Source organism: Stappia indica, assembly GCF_020177335.1.
Classification (GTDB): Bacteria; Pseudomonadota; Alphaproteobacteria; order Rhizobiales; family Stappiaceae; genus Stappia; species Stappia indica_B.
In genome coordinates this window covers 155505-175934 of sequence record NZ_JAIVMG010000009.1, presented here as the reverse complement: position 1 = coordinate 175934, position 20430 = coordinate 155505, and the positions used below count along the sequence as shown (strand labels likewise).

The following is a 20430-nucleotide window of genomic DNA, read 5'->3' as shown; positions in this document are numbered from 1 at the left end:
CCGCCCCGGGCGGTTTTTTCATGGGCGCAAGGAAGACCGCTCACCTCAAATCTGCCGCTACGGTAGCTTTATATCCCATAGATTGCATTTTTCTCATAAGTATAGATCTTTAATTGTGATGATATTCCTCAATGTTAAGTGAGTTGAGATCGCCTTGATGGTGTGGGGTTGCAAGTTTTCGTAGGAACTTTCGCGCTTTGCACCTTTGATTAACATATCGCGTAGAAGGATGGGCTGCTCGAAATGGGGGAGCTTACGCGATGAAATTACCGGTCTTTATTCTACTGTGTGCGTCTTTGCTGACGATGGGCGGTGCCCAGGCGCAGCCGACGGTGCCAGATGCCAAGGCATTGATCACGCCGGAGGTCATCGCGGAAACCCGGGCCTGGCTGACCAACCCGATCGTGCCGCTGTCGGTGAACGCGCAGAACGAGCGGCGGGGCAATCTGACCCAAAGCGAGATCGACGCGCTCGACAAACAGTGGCGAGCGGAGCGGGAGGTGGCGGACAAGCCGCTGATCTCGGCGACGCTGTCGGCGCCCCTGTCGATTTACCTCTTGCGGGTGCAGGCCGGCAGCCTCGGGCTTTATACGGAATTGTTCGTCATGGATGCGAACGGGCTGAATGTCGGCCAGAGCGCGATCACCGGCGATTACTGGCAGGGCGACGAGGCCAAGTTCCAGAAGACCTTTCCCGAAGGCAGGGATGCGGTGTTCATCGATGAGCCCGAATGGGACGCGGACCGCCAGATCTGGCGCGCCCAGCTCAACATGACGCTGGCCGACCCGAAGGGGGCGGGGCCAATCGGCGCCGCGACCATTGAGATCAATCTCACTGAATTGCAGCGCCGCGCCATGCCGCAAGGCTGATTGGCCGCGCCATCCTGCCGACCGTTCGAGGAAGTTTCCATGTTTGCCAATATGTCTGTTTCGCGGAAAGGTCTGATCGCCTTTCTTGGCATTGCGCTGATTGGCGCGCTCACCGGACTGACCACCTATTACAAGACCGCGTCGACCAACGCGGCGGTGCGGGAGGCGGAAGTGATCGTCTCGCTGGCGCGGGAGATCGACGGGCTTCAGGCCGCCGTTCTCGATCAGGCGCTATCGGTCAAGACCTTCCTTCTGACCGGCGACCGGGAGTGGGTGCGCAAGACGGAAGCCAGCACCGCCGGGATCGACAAGGCGCTGAGCGGTCTGGAGCAGCGGCTCAAGGCGGCGGTGCCGGAGCAGGCCGCCGGGGTCGCGGATATCCGCGAGGCCTGGCAGGGCTGGCTCACCGGCTTTGCCAATGAGCAGATCCGTCTGATGCGGGACCCGAACACGGTCGATCTTGCCCGGGCGATGGAGCTGACCAGCACCGGCCAGAGCCTGCTCGACACGCTGTTTTCCCGGCAGGGCGCGTTACGCTCGCAGTTGCAGACCCGCGAACAGGCGCTGCTTGAGTTTGAACATGCCGCGCTCAGTTCCACCCAGATGATCGCCATTGGCGGTGGCTTGCTGCTGGTGGTGATGGCCATCGGCTTCGGGGTTCTCAACCATCGGCTGGTGTCGCAACCGCTGACACGGCTGGCCAGCGTCGTCCGCCAGTTGGCCGAGGGCAACACCGAGCGGGAGGTGGACCTTGGCGCTCGCCGTGATGAGATCGGCCAGATGGGCGAGGCGCTCAGCGTCTTCCGCGCCAACCTCATCCGCACCCGCGAGCTTGAGGAGGAGACCGCCCGTGACCGGGAAGAGACCGCCGCGCGGCGTCACCGGGACATGCAGGCCGTTGCCGATCAGTTCGAAAGTACCGTGCTGTCGATCAGCGAAGAGATGATGACGGGCCTGGATACGCTGAACATCTCCGCCGAGGATCTGGCCGAGATCGCAAGGGTGACCTCGGAGCGGGCGCTGGCGGTGTCGGCAGCCTCGGAGCAGACCACCGGCAATGTCAACACGGTGGCGAGCGCCTCGGAGGAGCTGTCGAACTCGATTGCCGAGATCGACACCCAGGTCAATGGCGCGGCCAAGGCCGCGACCGACGCGGCCGGCGAAGTCGAGCGCTCCAGCGAGGCGGTCAACCGGCTGCAGCAGGTGGTCTCCAAGATCGGCCAGGTGACCGGGCTGATCACCGATATCGCCGAGCAGACCAATCTTCTCGCCCTCAACGCGACCATCGAGGCGGCGCGGGCCGGAGAGGCGGGGCGCGGCTTCGCCGTGGTCGCCTCCGAGGTCAAGGCCCTGGCGGAGCAGACCGCTCGGGCGACCGAGGAAATCGACCAGCAGATCACCGAGATGAAGCGTGCGGCCTCCGATTCGATCGATGCCACCGCGTCGGTCGCGGAGATGGTGCGGATGATCGAAGAGCGCGCCTCTGCCATGACCGAGGCGACCGAACAGCAGAATGCGGCGACCAACGAGATCGCCCGCAGCATCGCCGAGGCGGCGAGCGGTACCCAGAGCGTGACCGGGTCGATTGGCGAGGTCAGTTCCTCGGCCATCAAGACCGGCGAATACAGCACGGACATGCGCTCCTCGATTGCCGATCTGCATGAGCGGTCGGACCGGATGCGCACGGCGATGAAGGAGTTCCTGGCAACCATTCGGGCCGCTTGAGTCCGCGCGGAAGTGCAGCGGGACCATTTGAACGCGTCGGCCCATCCTGGCCGGCGCGTTTTTTGTTGGGCCATCCGTCGCAGACCCCAGCGGGTAGCCCTCCGTGGAATCCTGTAAGATATATCATAGGGAAAAATGACAATTCACGCGATTTTTTAGTGGCTTGTTAAGCGATAAGGCTCCTTGATGATACATCGTGGGGTTGAGTAATAAGCGGGCTGGTGGGGACCAATGAACAAATTTCAAGTTAGTATTCTGAGCGTATGTGCTGCTCTTTCAAGTTCTCTTCTGTCAACATCGGCAATCGCCGGGTGCTCGATCTCCAACGGCTCGGAAACGTGTACCGGGTCCTTCGGTCCGATATTCCACAACGATGGGTCTGTCGTCGATCTCACTTTAACGGATTTGACGGCTGACTTTGGGGGGAGCGGCTCTGGAGTCAACGCTGTTCTGCTCGAGCATACGGGCGGCGAGGATGAGGTTGGAAAGGACCTTACGTTAACCGGCCATTTCGACAAGGGCTACGGCATCGTCAGCAGCAGCGGCGAAGGCGTTCATCTGGAATCCACTGGCGGGGGCGGCAAGAAGGGCTCGGAGCACAAGACATCCTTCACCACCGCCTATGGCGGCGATGGCAAGGATGGCGGTAGCGGCGGCGACCTAACCGCGACCTTCTCCAAGTCGCCCTCCGGCGGCACCGGCAACGTCAAACCGATCACATCGGGCATCGGCCACGGTCTGTTCTTGCGCACAACCGGCGGGGACGGCGGGACCGGCGGCGAAGGCTACATGGTCGGCTTCATCAAGGATGGCCATGGCGGTGACGGCGGTGACGGCGGCCAGGGCGGCACGGTCAATATCTCGTTGCTGGATGGCCATGCCATCAATCAGGTTGGCGCGGGCAGCGGCATTTCCGTCATGAGCAAGGGCGGCGCCGGGGGACACGGCGGCGAGGGCAAATCCGGCGCCAGTGGCTATGGCGGTACGGGTGGCGTCGGCGGCGATGGGGGCGACATCACCGTCAATGCCACCGGCGACAACAAGATCCACACCACGGCGGACGGCTATCATGGGGTGGTGCTGATCAGTGCCGCCGGTGATGGCGGCAAGGGCGGCGATGGCGTCGGCGGCGGCGCGCATGCGGGCAATGGCGGCCAGGGCGGAACCGGCGGTACGATCAAGGCGACGCTGAAGGCGGATATCACCACCGATGGCAAGCAGGCGGTGGGCATTCACATGCTCAGTCTGGGCGGGGCGGGCGGCTCGGCCGGTGCTGGCGACGGCACGTTCCACTCTCATGGCGGCGAATCCGAGGGCCCCGGGCCGGGCGGCAATGTGACGCTGACCCTGTCGGACAGCTCGGTGACGACGGCGGGCTCGGAATCCAACGGCATTCTGTTGCAGAGCGTCGGCGGTTTTTCCGGTGCCTCCGGATCCACCAGCGGTTTTGTCGCCTATGGTGCCAGTGGCCATAGCGGCGGCGATGCCGGGACGGTGACGGCGACGCTGTCCTCGGTGACGGTGACGACGACCGGGGACCATGCGGCGGCCTTCGAGGCCATCAGCGTTGGCGGCGGCGGCGGCAAGGGCAGCAGTACCGATGGCTTTGACGCCATGGGCGGCGATGGCGGAGCCGGCGGTGGTGGCGGAGCGGTGACGGTCGACCTGACCAAAAGCACGTTTTCGACCGAAGGGGTTAATGCCATCGGCGTGGGAGTTCTCAGTGTCGGTGGCGGTGGTGGCGCCAGTGGTGCCAATGGCGGTGTGCTGACGACTGGTGGTGCCGGTGGTCCAGGTGGCGATGGCGGTACCGCCGATCTCTCGGTGGATGGTGTCACGGTCACCACCAAGGGCGACAGCTCGATGGGCGTCTATGTTGCCAGCATCGGCGCTGGTGGCGGCAATGCCCATTCACCCAGCGGATTGATCGCGATTGGCGGCAGCGGCGGCGATGGCGGCGGCGGCAAGGATATCTCCCTGACCGGTTCGGGCGACGGGCTGTCGGTGACGACGGAAGGCAAGTTCGCCGATGGCGTGCTGTTGCAAAGCATTGGCGGCGGCGGCGGCAAGGGTGGCGGCACATTCAAGATCAACCTGGGAATCGGGACGACCGGGGTCGGCTCGGTCGGCGGCGACGGCGGGTCCGGTGGCAATATCAGCTTCACCGGCACCGACAAGGACATGATCCACACCAAGGGCGCACAGGCGCGCGGGTTCGTGGCCCAGTCGGTCGGTGGTGGCGGCGGCGCTGGCGGTACCGTCACCGACATCAATATTGGTCTCACCTTCGCGGGCCAGACCGGTGCCTCGAATGGCAGCCATCATCACGATGGCCGCGCGGTGAAGGGATCGCTCGGCGGGTCGATCACCACCGAAGGGGACAGCTCTACCGGCGTACTCCTGCAAAGCATCGGTGGCGGTGGCGGTTCGGCCGGCACCCACACCAATATCGGCGTCGCTGATGTCAGCTTCAATCACGACATGGGGGCTGATGGTGGCAACGGGGGCGATGGCGGCGAGGTGGATCTGACCTCCAGCGCGGCGATCACCACCAGCGGCCACGATGCCGATGGTATCCTCGCCCAGTCGATTGGCGGTGGCGGCGGCCATTCGAGCAACCTCTATTCCGCTGGCGTTGGCGATCTGGAGCTGAGCCAGCAGGCTGGCAACGTCGGAGCCCAGGGCGGTGCGGGCGGTGCCGGCGGCACTGTCGCGGTGACGTCGAAGGGCAAGATCGTCACGGCCGGCGATCACTCCAGCGGCATTTCGGCCCAGAGCCTCGGCGGCGGTGGCGGCAAGGCCGGCAGCACCATCTCCGGATTGATCGGCATTGACCTGGCCTCGCAGGTCCTGGGGCAGACGGGCGGTGACGGCGATGCGGCCGGCACAGTCGATGTCAGCAGCTTCGGGGAGATCGAAACCAAGGGGTCCTTCGCCTACGCGATCCTGGCCCAGTCGATTGGCGGCGGCGGCGGTAGCGGCGGCACCACGATCCACGGCGATATTTCCATTGCTTCGGCCAGCTACACCCATGGCGGCGATGGCGGCTCTGGCGGCTCGGGCAATACGGTCACGGTGACAAGCGAAGGCGATCTCACGACGACCGGCGATGCGGCGGTCGGCATTCTCGCCCAGAGCATGGGCGGCGGCGGCGGTGCTGGCGGCCTGACGGTCAATGGCGCGGCGTCGATGGCCTCGGTCAATGTCGCTGTCGGTTCGGACGGCGGCGATGGCGGCTTCGGCGGCACGGTCAATGTCACCAACAAGGGCGGCGTGTCCACCTCCGGCAATCTGGCTGCGGGTGTTCTCGCCATCAGCCAGGGCGGTAGCGGCGGCAAGGCCGGTGTGTTGGTCAATGGCTCGGCGAGCATGGGCGAGGTTTCCGGCGCGATCAATGTCACGCTCGGTGGTGACGGCGGCAAGGGCGGCAATGCTGAAAAGGTGACCGTGGCCAATTCGGGAACGGTCAGCACCACCGGGTTCGGCTCCGCCGGTCTTTCGGCCCTGAGCATCGGCGGTGATGGCGGCGCGGGCGGTGTCGTCTATGCCGGAACGCTCAACATCTCTGCCGAGGGAGGCGGCACGTTCGATCTGGCGATTGGCGGCGATGGCGGCGACAGCGGCGTCGGCGGCGCCGTGGAGATCAACAACGACGGCGCGATCACGACGAGCGGTCACTATGCCGATGCGATCTATGCCCAGTCGGTTGGCGGCAATGGCGGCAGCGGCGGCAGCAGCTATGCGGTGACCGCCTCGCTCAGCACCGGATCGAACCTGCAGAGCACCATCACCGTGGGCGGGGGCGGCGGCGGCGGTGCCGTTGGCGGCGATGTCAGTGTCACCAACACCAAGACGCTGACCACCACCGGCGGTTCGGCGGATGGCATCTACGCCCAGTCGATTGGCGGCAACGGTGGCGACGGCGGATCGGGCATCGCCTTCCTGGGCGACTTCGCCATCGACAAGGACAAGACCTTCAAGGTCAATGCCAATGTCCATGTGGGCGGCAGCGGCGGCCCGGGCAGCGATGCCGGCAAGGTGACGATCGACAACTCGGGCAATATCTCGACCAAATCCGGCTCATCGAATGGCATCTTCGCCCAGTCGGTCGGCGGTGGCGGCGGCGATGGCGGCAGTGCCGGGTCCTACTCCATCGGCGCCACCAAGAAGCCGGAGGATCTGGAAGGCTCGGGTTTCTCGCTGGCGGTCACCATGGGCGGCAGCGGCGGTGGCGGTGGCCATGGCGATGACGTCACAGTGTCCAACTCAGGCCAGATCCAGACCGCAGGCGATGTGTCCTATGGCATCTTCGCCCAGTCTGTCGGTGGCGGCGGCGGTACCGGCGGCAATGGCAGCCCGGGTCTTGAGGGCTGGGCGGCGGACATCTACGAGCTCTACGAGCAGATCAACCAGGCCTTGGAAGTCAAGGAACAGTATGAGGATTGGAAGAGCCTGTTCGAAGGCTTTTCCGTCGATATCGGCGGCTCGGCCGGCCAGGCGAGCGATGGCGGCGCGGTGCTGGTCACCAACGATGGCGGGATCATCACCACCGGCGCTGATGCAACGGCGATCTACGCCCAGTCGGTCGGTGGCGGCGGCGGTTCCGGCGGCGACGGCTCCCAGGGGCTTCTCAACTCCGCGACGGTGACCGGCTCGGGCAGCGATGGCGGCGACGGCGGCGACGTCACGGTCAAGAACAACAAGGGCATCAAGACCTCCGGCGATCGGGCGATGGGCATCTTTGCCCAGTCGGTCGGTGGTGGCGGCGGTGCCGCTGGCGATCTGGAATCGACCATCATCGCCAGCCTCGACAGCTTCGAGCAGACCCTGGGCGTGATGGCCATTGGCACGGCGGCGACCGGCGGCGGCGGCGATGGCGGGGATGTCTCGATTTCCTCGGACGGCAGCATCGTCACCAGTGGCGATACGGCACACGGCATCTTCGCCCAATCGGTCGGCGGCGGCGGCGGCGGTCGCGGGTCCTATTCCTCAGGCGTTGGCGGGACCGATCTCAAGTTCGAGGGTGAGGTCGGCAGCGAGGGCGCCAAGGGTGACAGTGGCGCGGTGTCGGTCGATGTGTCCGGCACGGTCTCCGTCAGCGGCGACAATGCGGCCGGCATCTTTGCCCAGAGCGCGGCCGGCGGCGACGATTCCATCTCTGGAGGGGTTTCCATCTCCGTCTCGGGCACGGTCACTGCGGGCGGCAAGCACGGCCGCGCGATCCTTGCCCAGACCGGCGAGAGCAGGACCGACGCGGCCGACTCGCAAACCCAGGGACAGGTGCATGTGACGATCGCCAAGGGCGCGACCGTTTCCACCACCAACGCGGATGCCTATGAGACCATCGCCATTCTTGGCGGCCGCAACGACAATGTGACCGGATCCGACAGCAACAACCCGGATATCAAGGGCAACTCGATCACCAACGTAGGTACCCTGACCAGCGCCAACTATTCGGCGGTGGTGATCGCCAATGACGATGCGGCGAGCCTGGCGATCTACAACGACGGTCTCATGTCCGGCTCGATCAAGCTCAACGACACCAAGGCGCATGTCTTGATCAACGACACGGCCGGTGTCCTTGCCATGGGCGACAGCATCGATCTCGGGTCGTCGACTTCGGTGAAGATGTACAATTACGGCACCATGTCAGCCCATGGGGTGGGCGAGATCGGCGCGACCACGCTGCGCACCAAGACCGGTTTCTCCCAGTCGTTCTACGGCACGCTGCTGGTCGACATGACCACCGACGGCGCCACGGTTGCGGCTCCCTCGGCGGATGTGCTGACGGTCGATTTCGCCGGCGGCACCGGCAAGGCCGATTTCGGCAGCGGTTCGATCACGCCCAACTGGATCGGCTCCAACACGCTGGTCAATGGCGACAAGGGCAGTGTGGCGATCCTGCACACCCAGAATGGCGGGTCCATCGATATCAGCAAGGTGGTGCTCGGCGGGAACGCGGCGGTCAAATACACGCTTGATCCGACCCAGGACAGCAACACCACGCTGCAACTGAGTTACGAGGTCGACTACTCCGGTCAGGCGACCGGTGCGACCCTTGGCAGCCGTTCGCTGCGTTTTGCCGAGTTCTTCGATGCGGCAATGACGGCGGTGCGCGATGCCTCGGCCCAGGACGACACCAGCAAGGCGCTGTCACAGGTCGGCAACCGCGTGCTCAATGCCGGTTCGGCGGCGGAACTGGAGAAGATCTACGGCGAGCATGTGCTGGATGAAAGTGCGGTGAGTGCCGCCGGGGCCATCTCCGCTTCGCGTGCCATGCACGGGTTGCTGCAAAGCTGTCCGGAACTGGACCCGAACGGAGCAATTCCGTTCTACCGGCAGCGTGAATGCATCTGGTCGCAGGCGCTCGGGTCGAAGCAGAACCAGGGAGCGACCAATGGCAATCCGGGCTTCGACGAGGTGATCACCGGCATCGCGCTCGGTGGCCAGCATGAGATCTTCGACGGAACCTTCGTCGAGCTCGCCGGACAGTACGAGAATGTGTCGGTCAAGGGCAGCAACTTCTCGCAGAACGGCTACCGGCTCAGCGCCGGCGTCGCCCTGAAACACGAGATCGACAACTACACCCTGTCGGGAACCGTCAGCGGTGGCACCTACAGCTACGATCACAAGCGCAACTATAATCTGGGTGGCAGCATCAACCAGGCGCTTGGCGATCTCGATGGCCGTTTCCTGTCGGCGGAGGCGCGGATCGCGGCGGTGTTCGAGCACAACTCCTTCTATGCCAAGCCAAGCGCGGCCATTTCGGCAACGCAGATCTGGCAGGATGCGATGACCGAAAACGGCGCCGGTGGCCTGAACTGGCAGGTGGATGCGCTGTCGCATACCTTCGTTGCCCTGCGGCCGTCGATCGAGGTCGGCAAGTCGTTCAAGTGGTCGGAGCAGTCTGCGGTGGTGTTCCTGCGGGCGGGGCTGACGGCTGCGCTCACCGATCCGGAGATCACCACCACCTCCCGGCTTGTCGGCAGTGGCAGCATGTTCAACGACCTGACGGTTGCCAGCACCAGCGATCGCCTGCTTGGAGAGTTTGAGGCAGGGCTCAATGCCGATCTCAGCGACCGGCTCTCCCTGTCGTTGCTCGGGCAGACGGCGTTTTCGGAGAATACCTCCCAGTTCGGCGGCTATGCCCGGATGAAGGTGCGGTTCTGAGCCGCGATAAGGCCGGGGCCACGGTGCTCCGGCCTTGTCCTCTCCTCCTTCGGAAACGAAAACAGCCTGCGTCCCGGTCGGAACGCAGGCTGTTTTCGTTCTTGCGTGTCTGCCCTTTGCCGCGTGAGGCGGTCAGTCCGTCTTGCGGGCGAACAGGGCGACGGCGATCAGGGAGACGCGGATCGCCGGCGGCCAGCTGACCGCCCCAGACGGCCACTTCGCCGTACCCTCAGTCAAGAGGCCATACCCGGAAATGAGGCTGGGCTTTAGTCAATTCGTGGCCTGTTGCGCCTCCACTCCTCCGGATTGAGCAGGATCGCCTTGGCGGCGGCGGCGGATTGTTCGTTTGGAAACAACTTGGGGATGAGGCCCGGGTTCGCGAGAACATCGCCGGCAATCAGATTCAACAGGGCCGTGCCTTTGTTCGCGCCTGTCTTGTCAGCGTCCTCCAAAGCGCCTGTCACATCATAGCCTGCTTCCTCCAAACGCTGGCGGAACTCCTCGGAAGATACCTCGGAATAAAAGGCCTTCACCCAATCCACGGCTTCGGTGGCGAGAAAGGCGTGTCCGCGAACGGTCTGAAGGTCGGCGATGATCTCCTCCAATCCGAGCACTCCGGTGTAGCCGCGTTTGCGCACGGCGGTTGGCAGGACATCGGGCAGATGTTCCATGAACTTCTTGGCGTAGAACTTTTTCCGGAAACCGCCTGCCAGGATCGTCTCGACGACGCGTGGAAGAGCTTGGGCATCGATGTTCAACGCCCTGGACACCATTTTAAGTGTCTCTGCCGTGTCCTCGAACGACGCACCGGAGAACCTGGAGGCTTTGATGGTCGGCCGCAGCCTCAGCCAGGCCTCGTCGTAATTTTTCACTCCGGCGTGCTGGATTGCGCGAAGTGCCTCAATGACGTGCTCTATGGTAATGCTTAACGCGTAGGCGATATCTGGGATTTTATCGCCGATTTCTTCTATTTCTCTGTCGGGCGCGTCGAGACGAATGCCTATCTTTCTAATCTACATGTTATAGTCTACATGTTTTTTTAAGCGATCATAGGCTTTTTCGCTGAGGAATATTATACCGCAACCAATGAGAAAGCCCACTAGGACGTTAGACGGCCACCCTGCGAGCTGAACGTCTTCTCTTCTCCGGAAGCGTTCCAGAATTCTGGTTTCGGGCGGCAACGACATCGCCCCCGGCATGTCGCCCTCGCCATCCTTGGCGAGCTGGACCAATTGGGCGGTCCGATGGGAGTCGCCCCAGGATGCCACAGTGACTTCCTGCGCCGTGCCAGCGGCGGTGAAGGCCAGCACCGTGCCGGCGGCGAGTTTGATGGGAAGGTGCATATGTCGGTTCTCCTCTCCCGACTTATGCACGTGGGTTGCAGCGGGCGGCAAGGGTATTTTCCCGCGTGCAATGGGCTCTTGCAAAACGTCGATGGGTTTGGGGGGCGACCTGCTGCGCCCATTGTAGCCGATAGCGGCGAACAACCCTTCCTCGGGTGCCGGCGATGCGTTCCGCTTCGAAGGCCCGTGCCCGCACCGCTTCGCCAACAACGGCACCACCGAGGCGCGTATCCTGTGGATGGTGACCGAGGCGTTCTCCTGAGCTTTGCCCCAGCCGCCGGGCGGGGCCGGTCGGGGATCTTGCTTGCGATCCGCTCCGCCTCGGCAAGGGCCGCCAGATCGACGCCGGTGGTGAAGCCAGGGGCGGTGATGCGCTCAAGTGCGCCGGCCTTGTCCTCTCTTCCTTTGGAGACGAAAACAGCCTGCGTCCCGGTCGGAACGCAGGCTGTTTTCGTTTCTGTGCGTCTGTCGTTTGCCGCGAGAGGCGGTCAGTCCGCCTTGCGGGCGAACAGGGCGACGGCGATCAGGGCAGCCAGGGTGATGACGATCAGCAGCGAGGAAATCGCGGCGATGGTCGGTTCGATCTGGTCGCGCAGCGACAGGAACATCCGCCGGGTCAGCACCGTGTTGTCGCCGCCGGCGACAAACAGGCCAATCACCACCTCGTCAAGTGAGGTGATGAAGGCGAAAAAGCCACCGGAGACCACCGACAGGCGGATCTGCGGCAGGGTCACCGTGAAGAAGGCCACCGGCCAGGAGGCGCCGAGGCTGCGGGCGACCTTTTCCTGCGTCATGTCGAAGCTTTGCAGGCCCGCCAGCACCGTGACGACGACGAAGGGGGTCGCCAGCAGGGTGTGGGCCAGGACAATGCCGAGCATCGAGTTCACCAGGCCGAGCTGGATGTAGACGTAGAACAGGCCGATGCCGATCAGGATCAACGGTACCATCTGCGGCAACAGCATCAACACATGCAGGGAGCGGACCCAGCGGCTTTGCGCCCGGTGGATGGCATAGGCGGCGGCGGTGCCCAGCGGGGTTGCGAACAGCACCGTCAAACTGGCGGCGATCAGGGAGACGCGGGTCGCTGCCATCCATTGCGGATCGTTGAAATAGGCGGCGTACCAGCGGAAGGAAAACCCGCGCGGCGGGAACTCCAGGAACTCCGAATCCGAGAAGGAGATCGGAATGACGATGAAGATCGGTGCGACCAGGAAGAACAGGACACCGGCGACAACCCCGTAGAGCCAGAGGCGGCGATAGGGGGCGATGGGAAGGGGGCCGACACTCATGGCTTACCTCGCGAAGATCCGGTCAAGGCCGGCCAGACGGTGAACAAGGTAGAAGATCGCAAAGACGATCAGCAGCAGGACGACGCCAAGGGCACTGCCGGCACCCCAGTCGAAATAGGTCTGCACGTTCTGCTGGATCTTCATGGAGACCATGATGACGCGGCCGCCGCCGAGGATCTGCGGCGTGACGTAAAAGCCCAGACACAGGATGAACACCAGCAGCGAGCCGGCGATCAGCCCGGGCATCGATAGGGGCAGGAACACATCGCGGAAGGCGCGGGCGGGCGAGGCGCCCATGTTGTTGGCCGCGCGCATCAGGTCGCCATCGATGTTGCGCACCGTGGCATAGAGCGGCAGCACCAGGAACGGCAGCATCACATGGGTCATGCCGATGATCGTGCCGGTCAGGTTGTGGGCAAGGCGCAAGGGCTCGTCGATCAGGCCGATGCCGATCAGCGCGTCGTTGACGATGCCCTGCCGCTGCAGGATCACCAGCCAGGCATAAGTGCGCACCAGGATGGACGTCCAGAACGGGACGATGACGAAGGCCAGGCCAATGGTCGCCAGCCGGGGCGGCAACTGGCCGAGCAGATAGGCGACCGGATAGCCCAGCACGATGCACAGCAGGGTGACGAACAGGCTGACGAGAATGGTGGTGGAGAAGATCGACAGATAGGCGCTGTACTCGACCATGCGGGCGTAGTTCGCCAGGCCGATCTCGCCGTTGGAAACGAAGGAGAGGGCGAACAGCCAGCCGACCGGGATCACCAGCAGGATGAGGATGATCGCCGCGGCGGGCAGGGAGAGGCCGAGAATCTGGCGCTTCTCGCGCCGCTCGTCCGCCGCCAGTTCCTGCCGGTTCAGCGTGTGGCCGCGTTGACAAGCTGTCATGTCATGCATGGGCGGCCTCATCGATCAGCACCGTGTCGTCCCGGTGCAGGCCCAGGCGGATCGGCTCGCCGACCTGCGGCATCTCGCTGAGGGCCTGCTGGCGGGTGCCTCGGCGCAGGGCAATGGTCTCGCCACCGGGGAGGGTGACGTAGATCAGCATGGTCTCGCCCTGGTAGACCAGCTCCTCCACCGTGCCGTCGATCGGATTGTGCTCGGGCGCGGGCGCGGCACTGAGAATGTCGAGCTTTTCCGGGCGCACCAGCAGCGCCTTGTTGCCGGAGCCGGCGGCCTGGCCTTCCGCAAGCTGCAGGGCGGTGCCGCCGAAGATGGCGGCGCCGTCGCGCATCTCCACGGGCAGGAAGTTGGATTCTCCAACGAAATCGGCGACGAACCGGTCACTGGGCCGCTCGTAGATCTGGCGGGGCGGGGCGACCTGCAGGATATGGCCGTGGTTCATCACCGCCACCCGGTCGGACATGGTCAGCGCCTCGCGCTGGTCATGGGTGACATAGACGGTGGTCATGCCGAGCCGGTCGTGCAGATGCTTCAGTTCGATCTGCATCTGTTCACGCAGCTTCTTGTCGAGCGCGGAGAGAGGTTCGTCCATCAACAGGATTTGCGGCTCGAAGACGATGGCCCGGGCAAGGGCGACACGCTGGCGCTGGCCGCCGGAAAGCTGGTTGATACGCCGGTCCATCAGGTGATCGAGCTGCACCAGCTTTAACGCCTCGCGCGCGCGCTCATACCGCTCGGCGGCGCCGACCTTGCGCAGCTTCAGCGGGTAGCCGACATTCTCGCCGACGGACATATGCGGAAACAGGGCGTAGTTCTGGAACACCATGCCGATGTTGCGCAGATGCGGCGGCTTGCGCAGGATCTCGTCGCCATCGACGGTGATGCTGCCGGCTTCGGGGCGAATGAGCCCGGCAAGGATCATCAGCAAGGTGGTCTTGCCCGATCCCGATGGACCGAGCAGGGTCAGGAACTCTCCCGGTGCGATGTCGAGGCTGACACTGTCCAGAGCCACGAACTGACCATAGGTCTTCCTGACATCGCGGATCGTGATGCTGCAGGCCATATATTTCTTTCCTGTGTTGCGGATCGGCGGCGGGGCCGGGCCGGCGGCCCGGTACGGGCGCGGCCGGGGCGCCTTGCGCCCGGACCCGGACGGAAGCCGGGCCGAAAAGGGGCCGACCGGCGGCGGTGAGATTGCCGCCGGTCGGGGAGCTTTCGCGTCAGCGCTGGATCATGCTGTCCCAGCGTTCGCGCATGCGGTTGCCGTTCTCGCCCCACCATTCGGCGTCAACGACGATCTGCTTTTCCAGATTGGCCGGGAAGGTGTTGATCTTGCTCTGGGCCTCTTCCGGGATCAGGCCGGTCTCGAAGGCGCGCACGTTCACCGGACCGTAGGAGATGTGCTGGGTGAGCATGGCCTGCTGCTCGGGCGACACGAACTTGGCGATGGCCTTCATGGCCAGTTCCTTGTTCGGCGCGCCCTTCGGCACCGCGAGGCAGTCGGCGTTCAGCAGACCCTCGTTGTAGGTGAAGTCGATGGCGGCCTTGTCGGCGATGGCGGCGGCAAGCCGTCCGTCCCAGGCGGCGATCATGTCGATCTCGCCATCCTTGGCAAGCTGGACCGACTGGGCGCCGGATTCCCACCAGGTGGCGATATTCGGCTTGAGTTCCTCGATCTTGGCGAAGGCGCGGTCGACGTCGAGCGGGTAAAGATCCTTCGGCGCGACGCCATCGGCGAGCAGCGCCATTTCGAGCATCACCTGCGGGCGGTTGCGCAAGGAGCGGTCGCCGGGGAAGTCCTTGACGTTCCAGAAATCGGCCCAGCTCTGCGGCCCGGCCTTGACCGTCTTGGTGTTCCAGGCCGGCACGGTCGAGTAATAGATGACGCCGATCCAGTGATCGTTGACCATCTTGTCATCGATGCCCTTGGCGTCGATCACCGAGTAATCGAGCTTTTCGAACAGCCCTTCGCGCGCGCCGATGGCGCAATCGGTGGCGCCGAGATCGACCACGTCCCATTCCACCGCACCGGAGCGCACCTGCAGGCGGATGTCGGCAAGGCCGCTCAAGGTCGCTTCCTTGACGGTGATGCCAAGCTCCTTGGCGGTCGGCTTGAACATCGCCTCGCTCTGGGCGGCCTGGTAGGACCCGCCCCAGGATGCCACGGTGACTTCCTGCGCCGTGGCGGCGGTGGTAAGGGCCAGCACCGCGCAGGCCGTGAGTTTGATGGGAAGGTGCATGTCGGTTCTCCTCTCCTGTCATATGCACGTGGGTCGCAAGGGCGGGCGGGAGTGTTTCCCGCACGCCATGGGCTCTTGCGAAAAGTCGATGGGTTCTTGGGGCGCTGCCTCAGGATCGGTCGACCTGGCGGGCCTCCCGGTCGTCGCGCCAGCGGTAGTAGCGGATCAGCGTTTCAAGAACTGGCCGATTGAAGCCATGGAAGCGCATGGGCTTGATGCCGGTGATCGGGAAGGCGGCGGCTTCTGCGGGGGCGCCGGCAGCCAGACGGGCCAGTTGCCGGCCCATCACCGTGCCGAGGGCAACGCCGCGCCCGTTGTAGCCGATGGCTGCGAACAGCCCTTCCTCCGGCACATGCAGATGCGGCAGGTGATCGGCGGTCATGCCCACCCGGCCGCTCCAGACGTAATCGATCTCGATGCCGGCAAGCTGCGGGTAGAGATCGGCGATGGCCGCTTCAAGCGGCGGAGCGTCGCCCATATCCGGCACTTCCTTGAAGGGGGCTCGCCCGCCCATCAACAGCCTGCCGGTGCTGTCGAAGCGGTAGTAGCGCAGCAGCCGGCGGGTGTCGGAGGCGACGTGGCCTTCCGGCAGGATCGAGGCGCGTTCTTCCGGCGTCAGCGGGCGGGTGGCGATCTGGTAGCTGTAGATCGGCACGATGGTCCGCTCCAGCCCCGGCACCAGCGTGCCGGTGGTGTAGGCATTGGTGGCCAGCACCACGGCACGGGCGGTGATGCGCCCGCGCGGGGTGTCGATGGTCCAGCGGCCATTGGCGCGCGACAGCCGGTCGGCGCGGGTGTTGTCGAACAACCGGACACCAAGGCCCGTCGCCGCATGGCCCAGGCCTCGGGCGTAGCTGAGCGGCTGCAGGCCGCCGCCGCGATGGTCGATCAGGCCGCCCATATAGGCGCGGGTTCCGGTCAGCCGCGCCACCTCGGCCGCGTCGATGGTATGGATGTTCGCCCCGCGCGCGGCCCATTGCCGGGCACGCCGGGTCACTGTCTCGACCGCCGAGGGGCAATGCGCCGGCTGGATCCAGCCGGTCCGGGTCGTCGGGCAATCCATCGCGTAGCGGTCGATCAGCGTAAAGGCCAGCTCCGGACCACCGCCGACCTCGCGGACAAGGCGCGGTCCGAGCTCGGGCCCCATCATCTCTTCCAGATCGTCCGGGTCGTATTTCAGGCCGGGAATAGCCTGACCGCCATTGCGGCCCGAGCCGCCATATCCCAGACTGCCCGCTTCGATGAGGACGGCGTCCACGCCGGTTTCACCTAGATGAACGGCGGCGGACAGCCCGGTGAAACCGCCACCGATAATGGCGACATCGGTGCTGATCTCCCCGGGCCATTCCGCCGAAAGCGGGGCAGGGGAGGCGGTTGCAGCCCAAAGCGACGCAGGGGGATACAATGTGGACATGGAAAAATGGGAGCCCATTTGCACTTCCATACTTGTGAAATTATATCTAAGGCAATTTCACGCTAATGAAATATGATGGACTGGTCAACCATGACGGATCAGAATGAAGGCGGCGGCGCCGCGACGGACGATACGGGCGGGAACTCCGACCGGGAGATGGGCGCGCGGCTGAGGGCCATGCGCAAGGCGCGCGGGCTCAGCCTGAAGGAGGTGTCGGAGGGCTCTGGCTCGTCGCTCGGCGCGCTCAGCCAGATCGAGCGCGGCGTCTCCTCCCCCTCGATCAAGGCGCTGCGGTCGATCTGCAATGTGCTGGATGTGCCGGTCAGTTCGCTGTTTTCCGGCGAGGAAGGGCCGGGCGAGGAGCATGGCATCATCGTGCGCAAGTGGGCGCGGCGGCGGCTCGACTTTAACCACAAGGGGATGGCCAAGGAGCTTCTGACCACCGGCGAGGACGGCGGCATCCAGTTGATGGAGGTCATTCTCGACGTGGGCGCCGGATCGGGCGATCAACCCTACAGCCATGCGGGCGAGGAGGCGGGCGTCGTGCTGGCCGGACAGATGAGCCTGTGGATCGATGGCCGGCGCTACGATCTGGGAACCGGCGATGCGTTCCGCTTCGAAAGCCCGCGCCCGCATCGCTTCGCCAACAACGGCACCACCGAGGCGCGCATCCTGTGGATGGTCACCGAGGCGTTCTACTGAGCTTTTGCCCAGGCGTAGGGCGGGCGGGATCCGGTCAGAGGATCTCGCTTGCGATCCGCTCCGCCTCGGCCAGCGCCGCCAGATCGACGCCAGTGTCAAAACCGAGGGCATGGATGCGCTCAAGTGCGGCGCGGGTGTCCACATTGCCGCTGGCACCGGGGGCATAGGGGCAGCCGCCAAGGCCGCCGACGGAGGCGTCGAACACCCGCAAGCCCCGGTGAAGCGCGGTTTCGATCATCGCCAGCGCGGTGCCGTGGGTGTCGTGGAAATGGCCGGCGAGCCGGTCCGCCGGCACATGGTCGAGCAGCACATCGAGCAGCGCCGCGAGGCGCGCCGGGTCGCCGGCGCCGATGGTGTCGCCGAGCGAGATTTCATAGCAGCCCATCTCCAGCATCCGCGCGGCGATGGTTGCGACCGTCGCCGGCGGTGTCGGTCCGTCGAACGGGCAGGCGATCACGGTGGAGAGATAGCCGCGCACCGGCAGGCCATCGGCGGCCGCCGCACGCATCAGCGGGGCGAAGCGGTCGAGGCTTTCCGCCACCGAGCAGTTCAGGTTGGCCCGGCTGAAGCCTTCCGAGGCGGAGGCGAAGACGGCCACCTCGTCGGCGCCCGCCGCCCGGGCCCGCTCCAGTCCGGTCAGGTTTGGCGTCAGCACCGCATAGCGCACGCCGGGCGCGCGGGTGATCCCGGCCATCACCTCGGCGGCATCGGCCAGTTGCGGCACCCATTTCGGGCTGACGAAGCTGGTGACCTCGATCTTGCCAAGGCCGGTGTTCGACAGGGCGTCGACCAGGGCGATCTTGGTCGCCGCCGGCACCTCGGTCTTGAGGCTTTGCAGGCCGTCGCGCGGACCGACCTCGAACAGGCTGACGCTATCGCCGGACATTGTGCGTTTCCTACTTCAGTTGGGCGGTTGCCATTTCCGGCAGCCAGGTGACGATGTCCGGGAAGACGGCGAACAGGACGAGCACGGCAAGCTGGATCAGGAAGAACGGGATCACACCGCGATAGACCTGGCCGATGCCGATCCCCTCGGGCAGAACCCCCTTCAGATAGAACAGGGTGTAGCCGAAGGGCGGGGTGATATAGGCCATCTGCGCGGTGATCATGAACAGGACGCCGAACCACAGCGGATCGAAGCCGAGGGTGTGGACGATCGGCAGGAACACCGGCACGCACAACAGGATGATGCCGATCTCATCGAGGAACAGGCCGAGCAGGATCAGCACCGCCAGCATGGCCAGCAGGACCACCCAGCGCGAGGCCTCCAGCCCCTCGACAAAGCCGAGCACGCTGTCGGCGCCGCCAGTGGCGATGAACACCGAGATGAAGGCACGCGCGCCGATGGTGATCCACAGGATCATGGCGGTGACGCGCAGGGTATCCGTCGCGGCGCTGGACAGGCTTTCAAACCTCAACCGGCCGGAGACGGCGGCCGACAGCAGGGCGCCGAGCACGCCGACGGCGGCCGCCTCGGTCGGGGTGGCCAGGCCGAGGTAGATCGTTCCAAGCACGCTGAAGATGACGAAGGCGGGCAGGATCAGTGTCTTCAGCGCGGCGAGCCGGACCGCCAACGGCACGGCGGCCAGGTTTTCCGGGCGGGGCGCCAGCTCCGGGTTCAGCCGGACGCGGATGAAGATATAGAGGCAATAGCCGGCGGCGAGGATGCCCCCCGGCACGATGCCGGCGATGAACATCTTGCCGATCGAGATCTGCGCGGTGATGGCATAGACGATGGTCACCACCGAGGGCGGGATGAGGATGCCGAGCGTGCCGCCGGCGCAGATCGCGCCAAGGGCGAGCGGCGCATTGTAGCGCCGGGCCAGCATCGACGGCAGGGCGAGAATGCCCATGGCCGCGACGGCGGCGCCGACCACGCCGGTCATCGCCGCCATGATGGTGCAGATGACGATGGTGCCGATCGCCAGCCCGCCATGAAGGCCCTGGAACCACTTTTCCATCGCGTCGTAGAGATCGTCGATGATCGCCGATTTCTGCAGGATCGAAGCCATCAGCACATAGAGCGGAATCGCCATCAGCGATTCGGAGGTCATGGTCTCGAAGGTGTTGAGGACGGCGACGATCAGCGCGCCCGGTCCCCACAGCACAACGGTGGCGAGAAAGGCGATGGCGCCAAGGACGAAGGCGAGGCCGGTGCCGGTGAGCATCAGCAGCACCAGCGCGGAGAACATGCCGACGAGGATGAGGGAGCTTTCCATCAGGCGGCATCCTTGGGGGAGAACACGAAGATCAGTTCGGCGAGTGCCTGCAGCATCAGGAGCAGGGCGGCAAGCGGCAGCACGGCCTTGGTCGGCCAGATCACCGGGTTCCAGGCCGAATAGCTGGTCTCGCCATATTCGAAGGACTGCATCGCCAGCGGCAGGGCGAACCAGAACAGGATGGCGCCGAACAGGAGCGCCATCAGTGCGGCCAGGGCGGCAAGGGCACGGGCGGTGCGGCCGGTGGCACGGGCAGACAGGATGTCGACGGCGACATGGCCGCCGGTGTGCAGCAGATACGGGCCGCCCAGCAGGAAGAACGGGCCGAACAGAAGCGTCGCCAGTTCCGGCCCCCAGGAGGTCGGGTTGGCGAGACTGTAACGGGAAACCACTTCGAACAGCATCAGCGCCGCGATCGCATAGACCAGCCATTTGGTCAGCGAAAACAGCGCCCGGTTCATGGCCGTGACCGCGCGTGCGAGTGCCTGCATCTCAATGCCTCTTGATGGAATGGGCCGCCCGGCGGCAGGCGCCGGGCGGCTGGTCGGAGTGC

14 protein-coding genes are annotated in these 20430 nt (G+C 64.9%); 4 read left to right on the top strand and 10 right to left on the bottom strand.

Annotated features, from left to right (window positions below):
* The first annotated feature begins 260 nt into the window (after positions 1-260).
* From LC062_RS13755 to LC062_RS13745, 3 genes are all read left to right on the top strand, one after another.
* Positions 261-869, top strand: coding sequence for a hypothetical protein (locus tag LC062_RS13755; protein ID WP_224911602.1), 609 nt, complete (start codon positions 261-263; stop codon positions 867-869).
* A gap of 39 nt (positions 870-908) precedes the next feature.
* A complete protein-coding gene (locus LC062_RS13750; protein WP_224911601.1) occupies positions 909-2594 on the top strand; it encodes a methyl-accepting chemotaxis protein in 1686 nt (561 codons plus the stop codon).
* 405 nt (positions 2595-2999) lie between these two features.
* Positions 3000-9764 carry an autotransporter outer membrane beta-barrel domain-containing protein gene (locus tag LC062_RS13745; RefSeq protein ID WP_224911600.1) on the top strand — a complete coding sequence of 2255 codons (6765 nt, stop codon included), beginning with the start codon at positions 3000-3002 and terminating at the stop codon, positions 9762-9764.
* 266 nt (positions 9765-10030) lie between these two features.
* Here LC062_RS13745 and LC062_RS13740 read toward each other — a convergent pair whose 3' ends face one another.
* From LC062_RS13740 to LC062_RS13710, 7 genes are all read right to left on the bottom strand, one after another.
* Positions 10031-10636, bottom strand: coding sequence for a hypothetical protein (locus LC062_RS13740; protein WP_224911599.1), 606 nt, complete (start codon positions 10634-10636; stop codon positions 10031-10033).
* Positions 10637-10777: 141 nt separating this feature from the next.
* The gene (locus LC062_RS13735; RefSeq protein ID WP_224911598.1) at positions 10778-11107 is read right to left on the bottom strand and encodes a hypothetical protein; all 330 of its coding nucleotides are present in this window, start codon (positions 11105-11107) and stop codon (positions 10778-10780) included.
* A 488-nt stretch (positions 11108-11595) separates the two neighbouring features.
* Complete coding sequence (locus LC062_RS13730; RefSeq protein ID WP_224911597.1) at positions 11596-12396, bottom strand: ABC transporter permease; 801 nt, start codon at positions 12394-12396, stop codon at positions 11596-11598.
* 3 nt (positions 12397-12399) lie between these two features.
* Positions 12400-13296 (bottom strand): ABC transporter permease, encoded by an 897-nt coding sequence (locus LC062_RS13725; protein WP_224911596.1) that lies wholly within the window; start codon positions 13294-13296, stop codon positions 12400-12402.
* The gene (locus tag LC062_RS13720) at positions 13289-14365 is read right to left on the bottom strand and encodes an ABC transporter ATP-binding protein (protein WP_224911595.1); all 1077 of its coding nucleotides are present in this window, start codon (positions 14363-14365) and stop codon (positions 13289-13291) included. The genes LC062_RS13725 and LC062_RS13720 overlap by 8 nt, the downstream gene beginning before the upstream one ends.
* A 157-nt stretch (positions 14366-14522) precedes the next feature.
* Entirely contained in the window at positions 14523-15542 is a 1020-nt protein-coding gene (locus LC062_RS13715; RefSeq protein ID WP_224911594.1) for a polyamine ABC transporter substrate-binding protein, read from the bottom strand.
* A gap of 109 nt (positions 15543-15651) precedes the next feature.
* On the bottom strand, positions 15652-16956 hold the full coding sequence (locus LC062_RS13710; RefSeq protein ID WP_224911593.1) for an NAD(P)/FAD-dependent oxidoreductase: 1305 nt from the start codon (positions 16954-16956) through the stop codon (positions 15652-15654).
* A 90-nt stretch (positions 16957-17046) separates the two neighbouring features.
* On the opposite strand from LC062_RS13710, the gene LC062_RS13705 reads away from it, so the two are divergent.
* Positions 17047-17658: a cupin domain-containing protein gene (locus LC062_RS13705; RefSeq protein ID WP_224911592.1), complete on the top strand. Its 612-nt coding sequence runs from the start codon at positions 17047-17049 to the stop codon at positions 17656-17658.
* A gap of 34 nt (positions 17659-17692) precedes the next feature.
* On the opposite strand, the gene LC062_RS13700 is transcribed toward LC062_RS13705, so the two are convergent.
* Genes LC062_RS13700 through LC062_RS13690 form a run of 3 tightly spaced genes read right to left on the bottom strand, consistent with a single transcriptional unit; the run spans position 17693 to position 20368 of the window.
* Positions 17693-18544 (bottom strand): hydroxymethylglutaryl-CoA lyase, encoded by an 852-nt coding sequence (locus tag LC062_RS13700; RefSeq protein ID WP_224911591.1) that lies wholly within the window; start codon positions 18542-18544, stop codon positions 17693-17695.
* A 10-nt stretch (positions 18545-18554) separates the two neighbouring features.
* On the bottom strand, positions 18555-19877 hold the full coding sequence (locus LC062_RS13695; RefSeq protein WP_224911590.1) for a TRAP transporter large permease: 1323 nt from the start codon (positions 19875-19877) through the stop codon (positions 18555-18557).
* Positions 19877-20368 carry a TRAP transporter small permease subunit gene (locus tag LC062_RS13690; protein WP_224911589.1) on the bottom strand — a complete coding sequence of 164 codons (492 nt, stop codon included), beginning with the start codon at positions 20366-20368 and terminating at the stop codon, positions 19877-19879. Before LC062_RS13690 ends, LC062_RS13695 begins: the two co-directional genes overlap by 1 nt.
* Between the last annotated feature and the right edge of the window lie 62 nt (positions 20369-20430).

Coding starts and splice junctions, on each gene's coding strand:
- LC062_RS13755 (WP_224911602.1), top strand. CDS start 261: ATGAAATTACCGGTCTTTATTCTACTGTGTGCGTCTTTGCTGACGATG.
- LC062_RS13750 (WP_224911601.1), top strand. CDS start 909: ATGTTTGCCAATATGTCTGTTTCGCGGAAAGGTCTGATCGCCTTTCTT.
- LC062_RS13735 (WP_224911598.1), bottom strand. CDS start 11,107: ATGCACCTTCCCATCAAACTCGCCGCCGGCACGGTGCTGGCCTTCACC.
- LC062_RS13730 (WP_224911597.1), bottom strand. CDS start 12,396: ATGAGTGTCGGCCCCCTTCCCATCGCCCCCTATCGCCGCCTCTGGCTC.
- LC062_RS13725 (WP_224911596.1), bottom strand. CDS start 13,296: ATGCATGACATGACAGCTTGTCAACGCGGCCACACGCTGAACCGGCAG.
- LC062_RS13720 (WP_224911595.1), bottom strand. CDS start 14,365: ATGGCCTGCAGCATCACGATCCGCGATGTCAGGAAGACCTATGGTCAG.
- LC062_RS13715 (WP_224911594.1), bottom strand. CDS start 15,542: ATGCACCTTCCCATCAAACTCACGGCCTGCGCGGTGCTGGCCCTTACC.
- LC062_RS13710 (WP_224911593.1), bottom strand. CDS start 16,956: ATGTCCACATTGTATCCCCCTGCGTCGCTTTGGGCTGCAACCGCCTCC.
- LC062_RS13705 (WP_224911592.1), top strand. CDS start 17,047: ATGACGGATCAGAATGAAGGCGGCGGCGCCGCGACGGACGATACGGGC.
- LC062_RS13700 (WP_224911591.1), bottom strand. CDS start 18,544: ATGTCCGGCGATAGCGTCAGCCTGTTCGAGGTCGGTCCGCGCGACGGC.
- LC062_RS13695 (WP_224911590.1), bottom strand. CDS start 19,877: ATGGAAAGCTCCCTCATCCTCGTCGGCATGTTCTCCGCGCTGGTGCTG.
- LC062_RS13690 (WP_224911589.1), bottom strand. CDS start 20,368: ATGCAGGCACTCGCACGCGCGGTCACGGCCATGAACCGGGCGCTGTTT.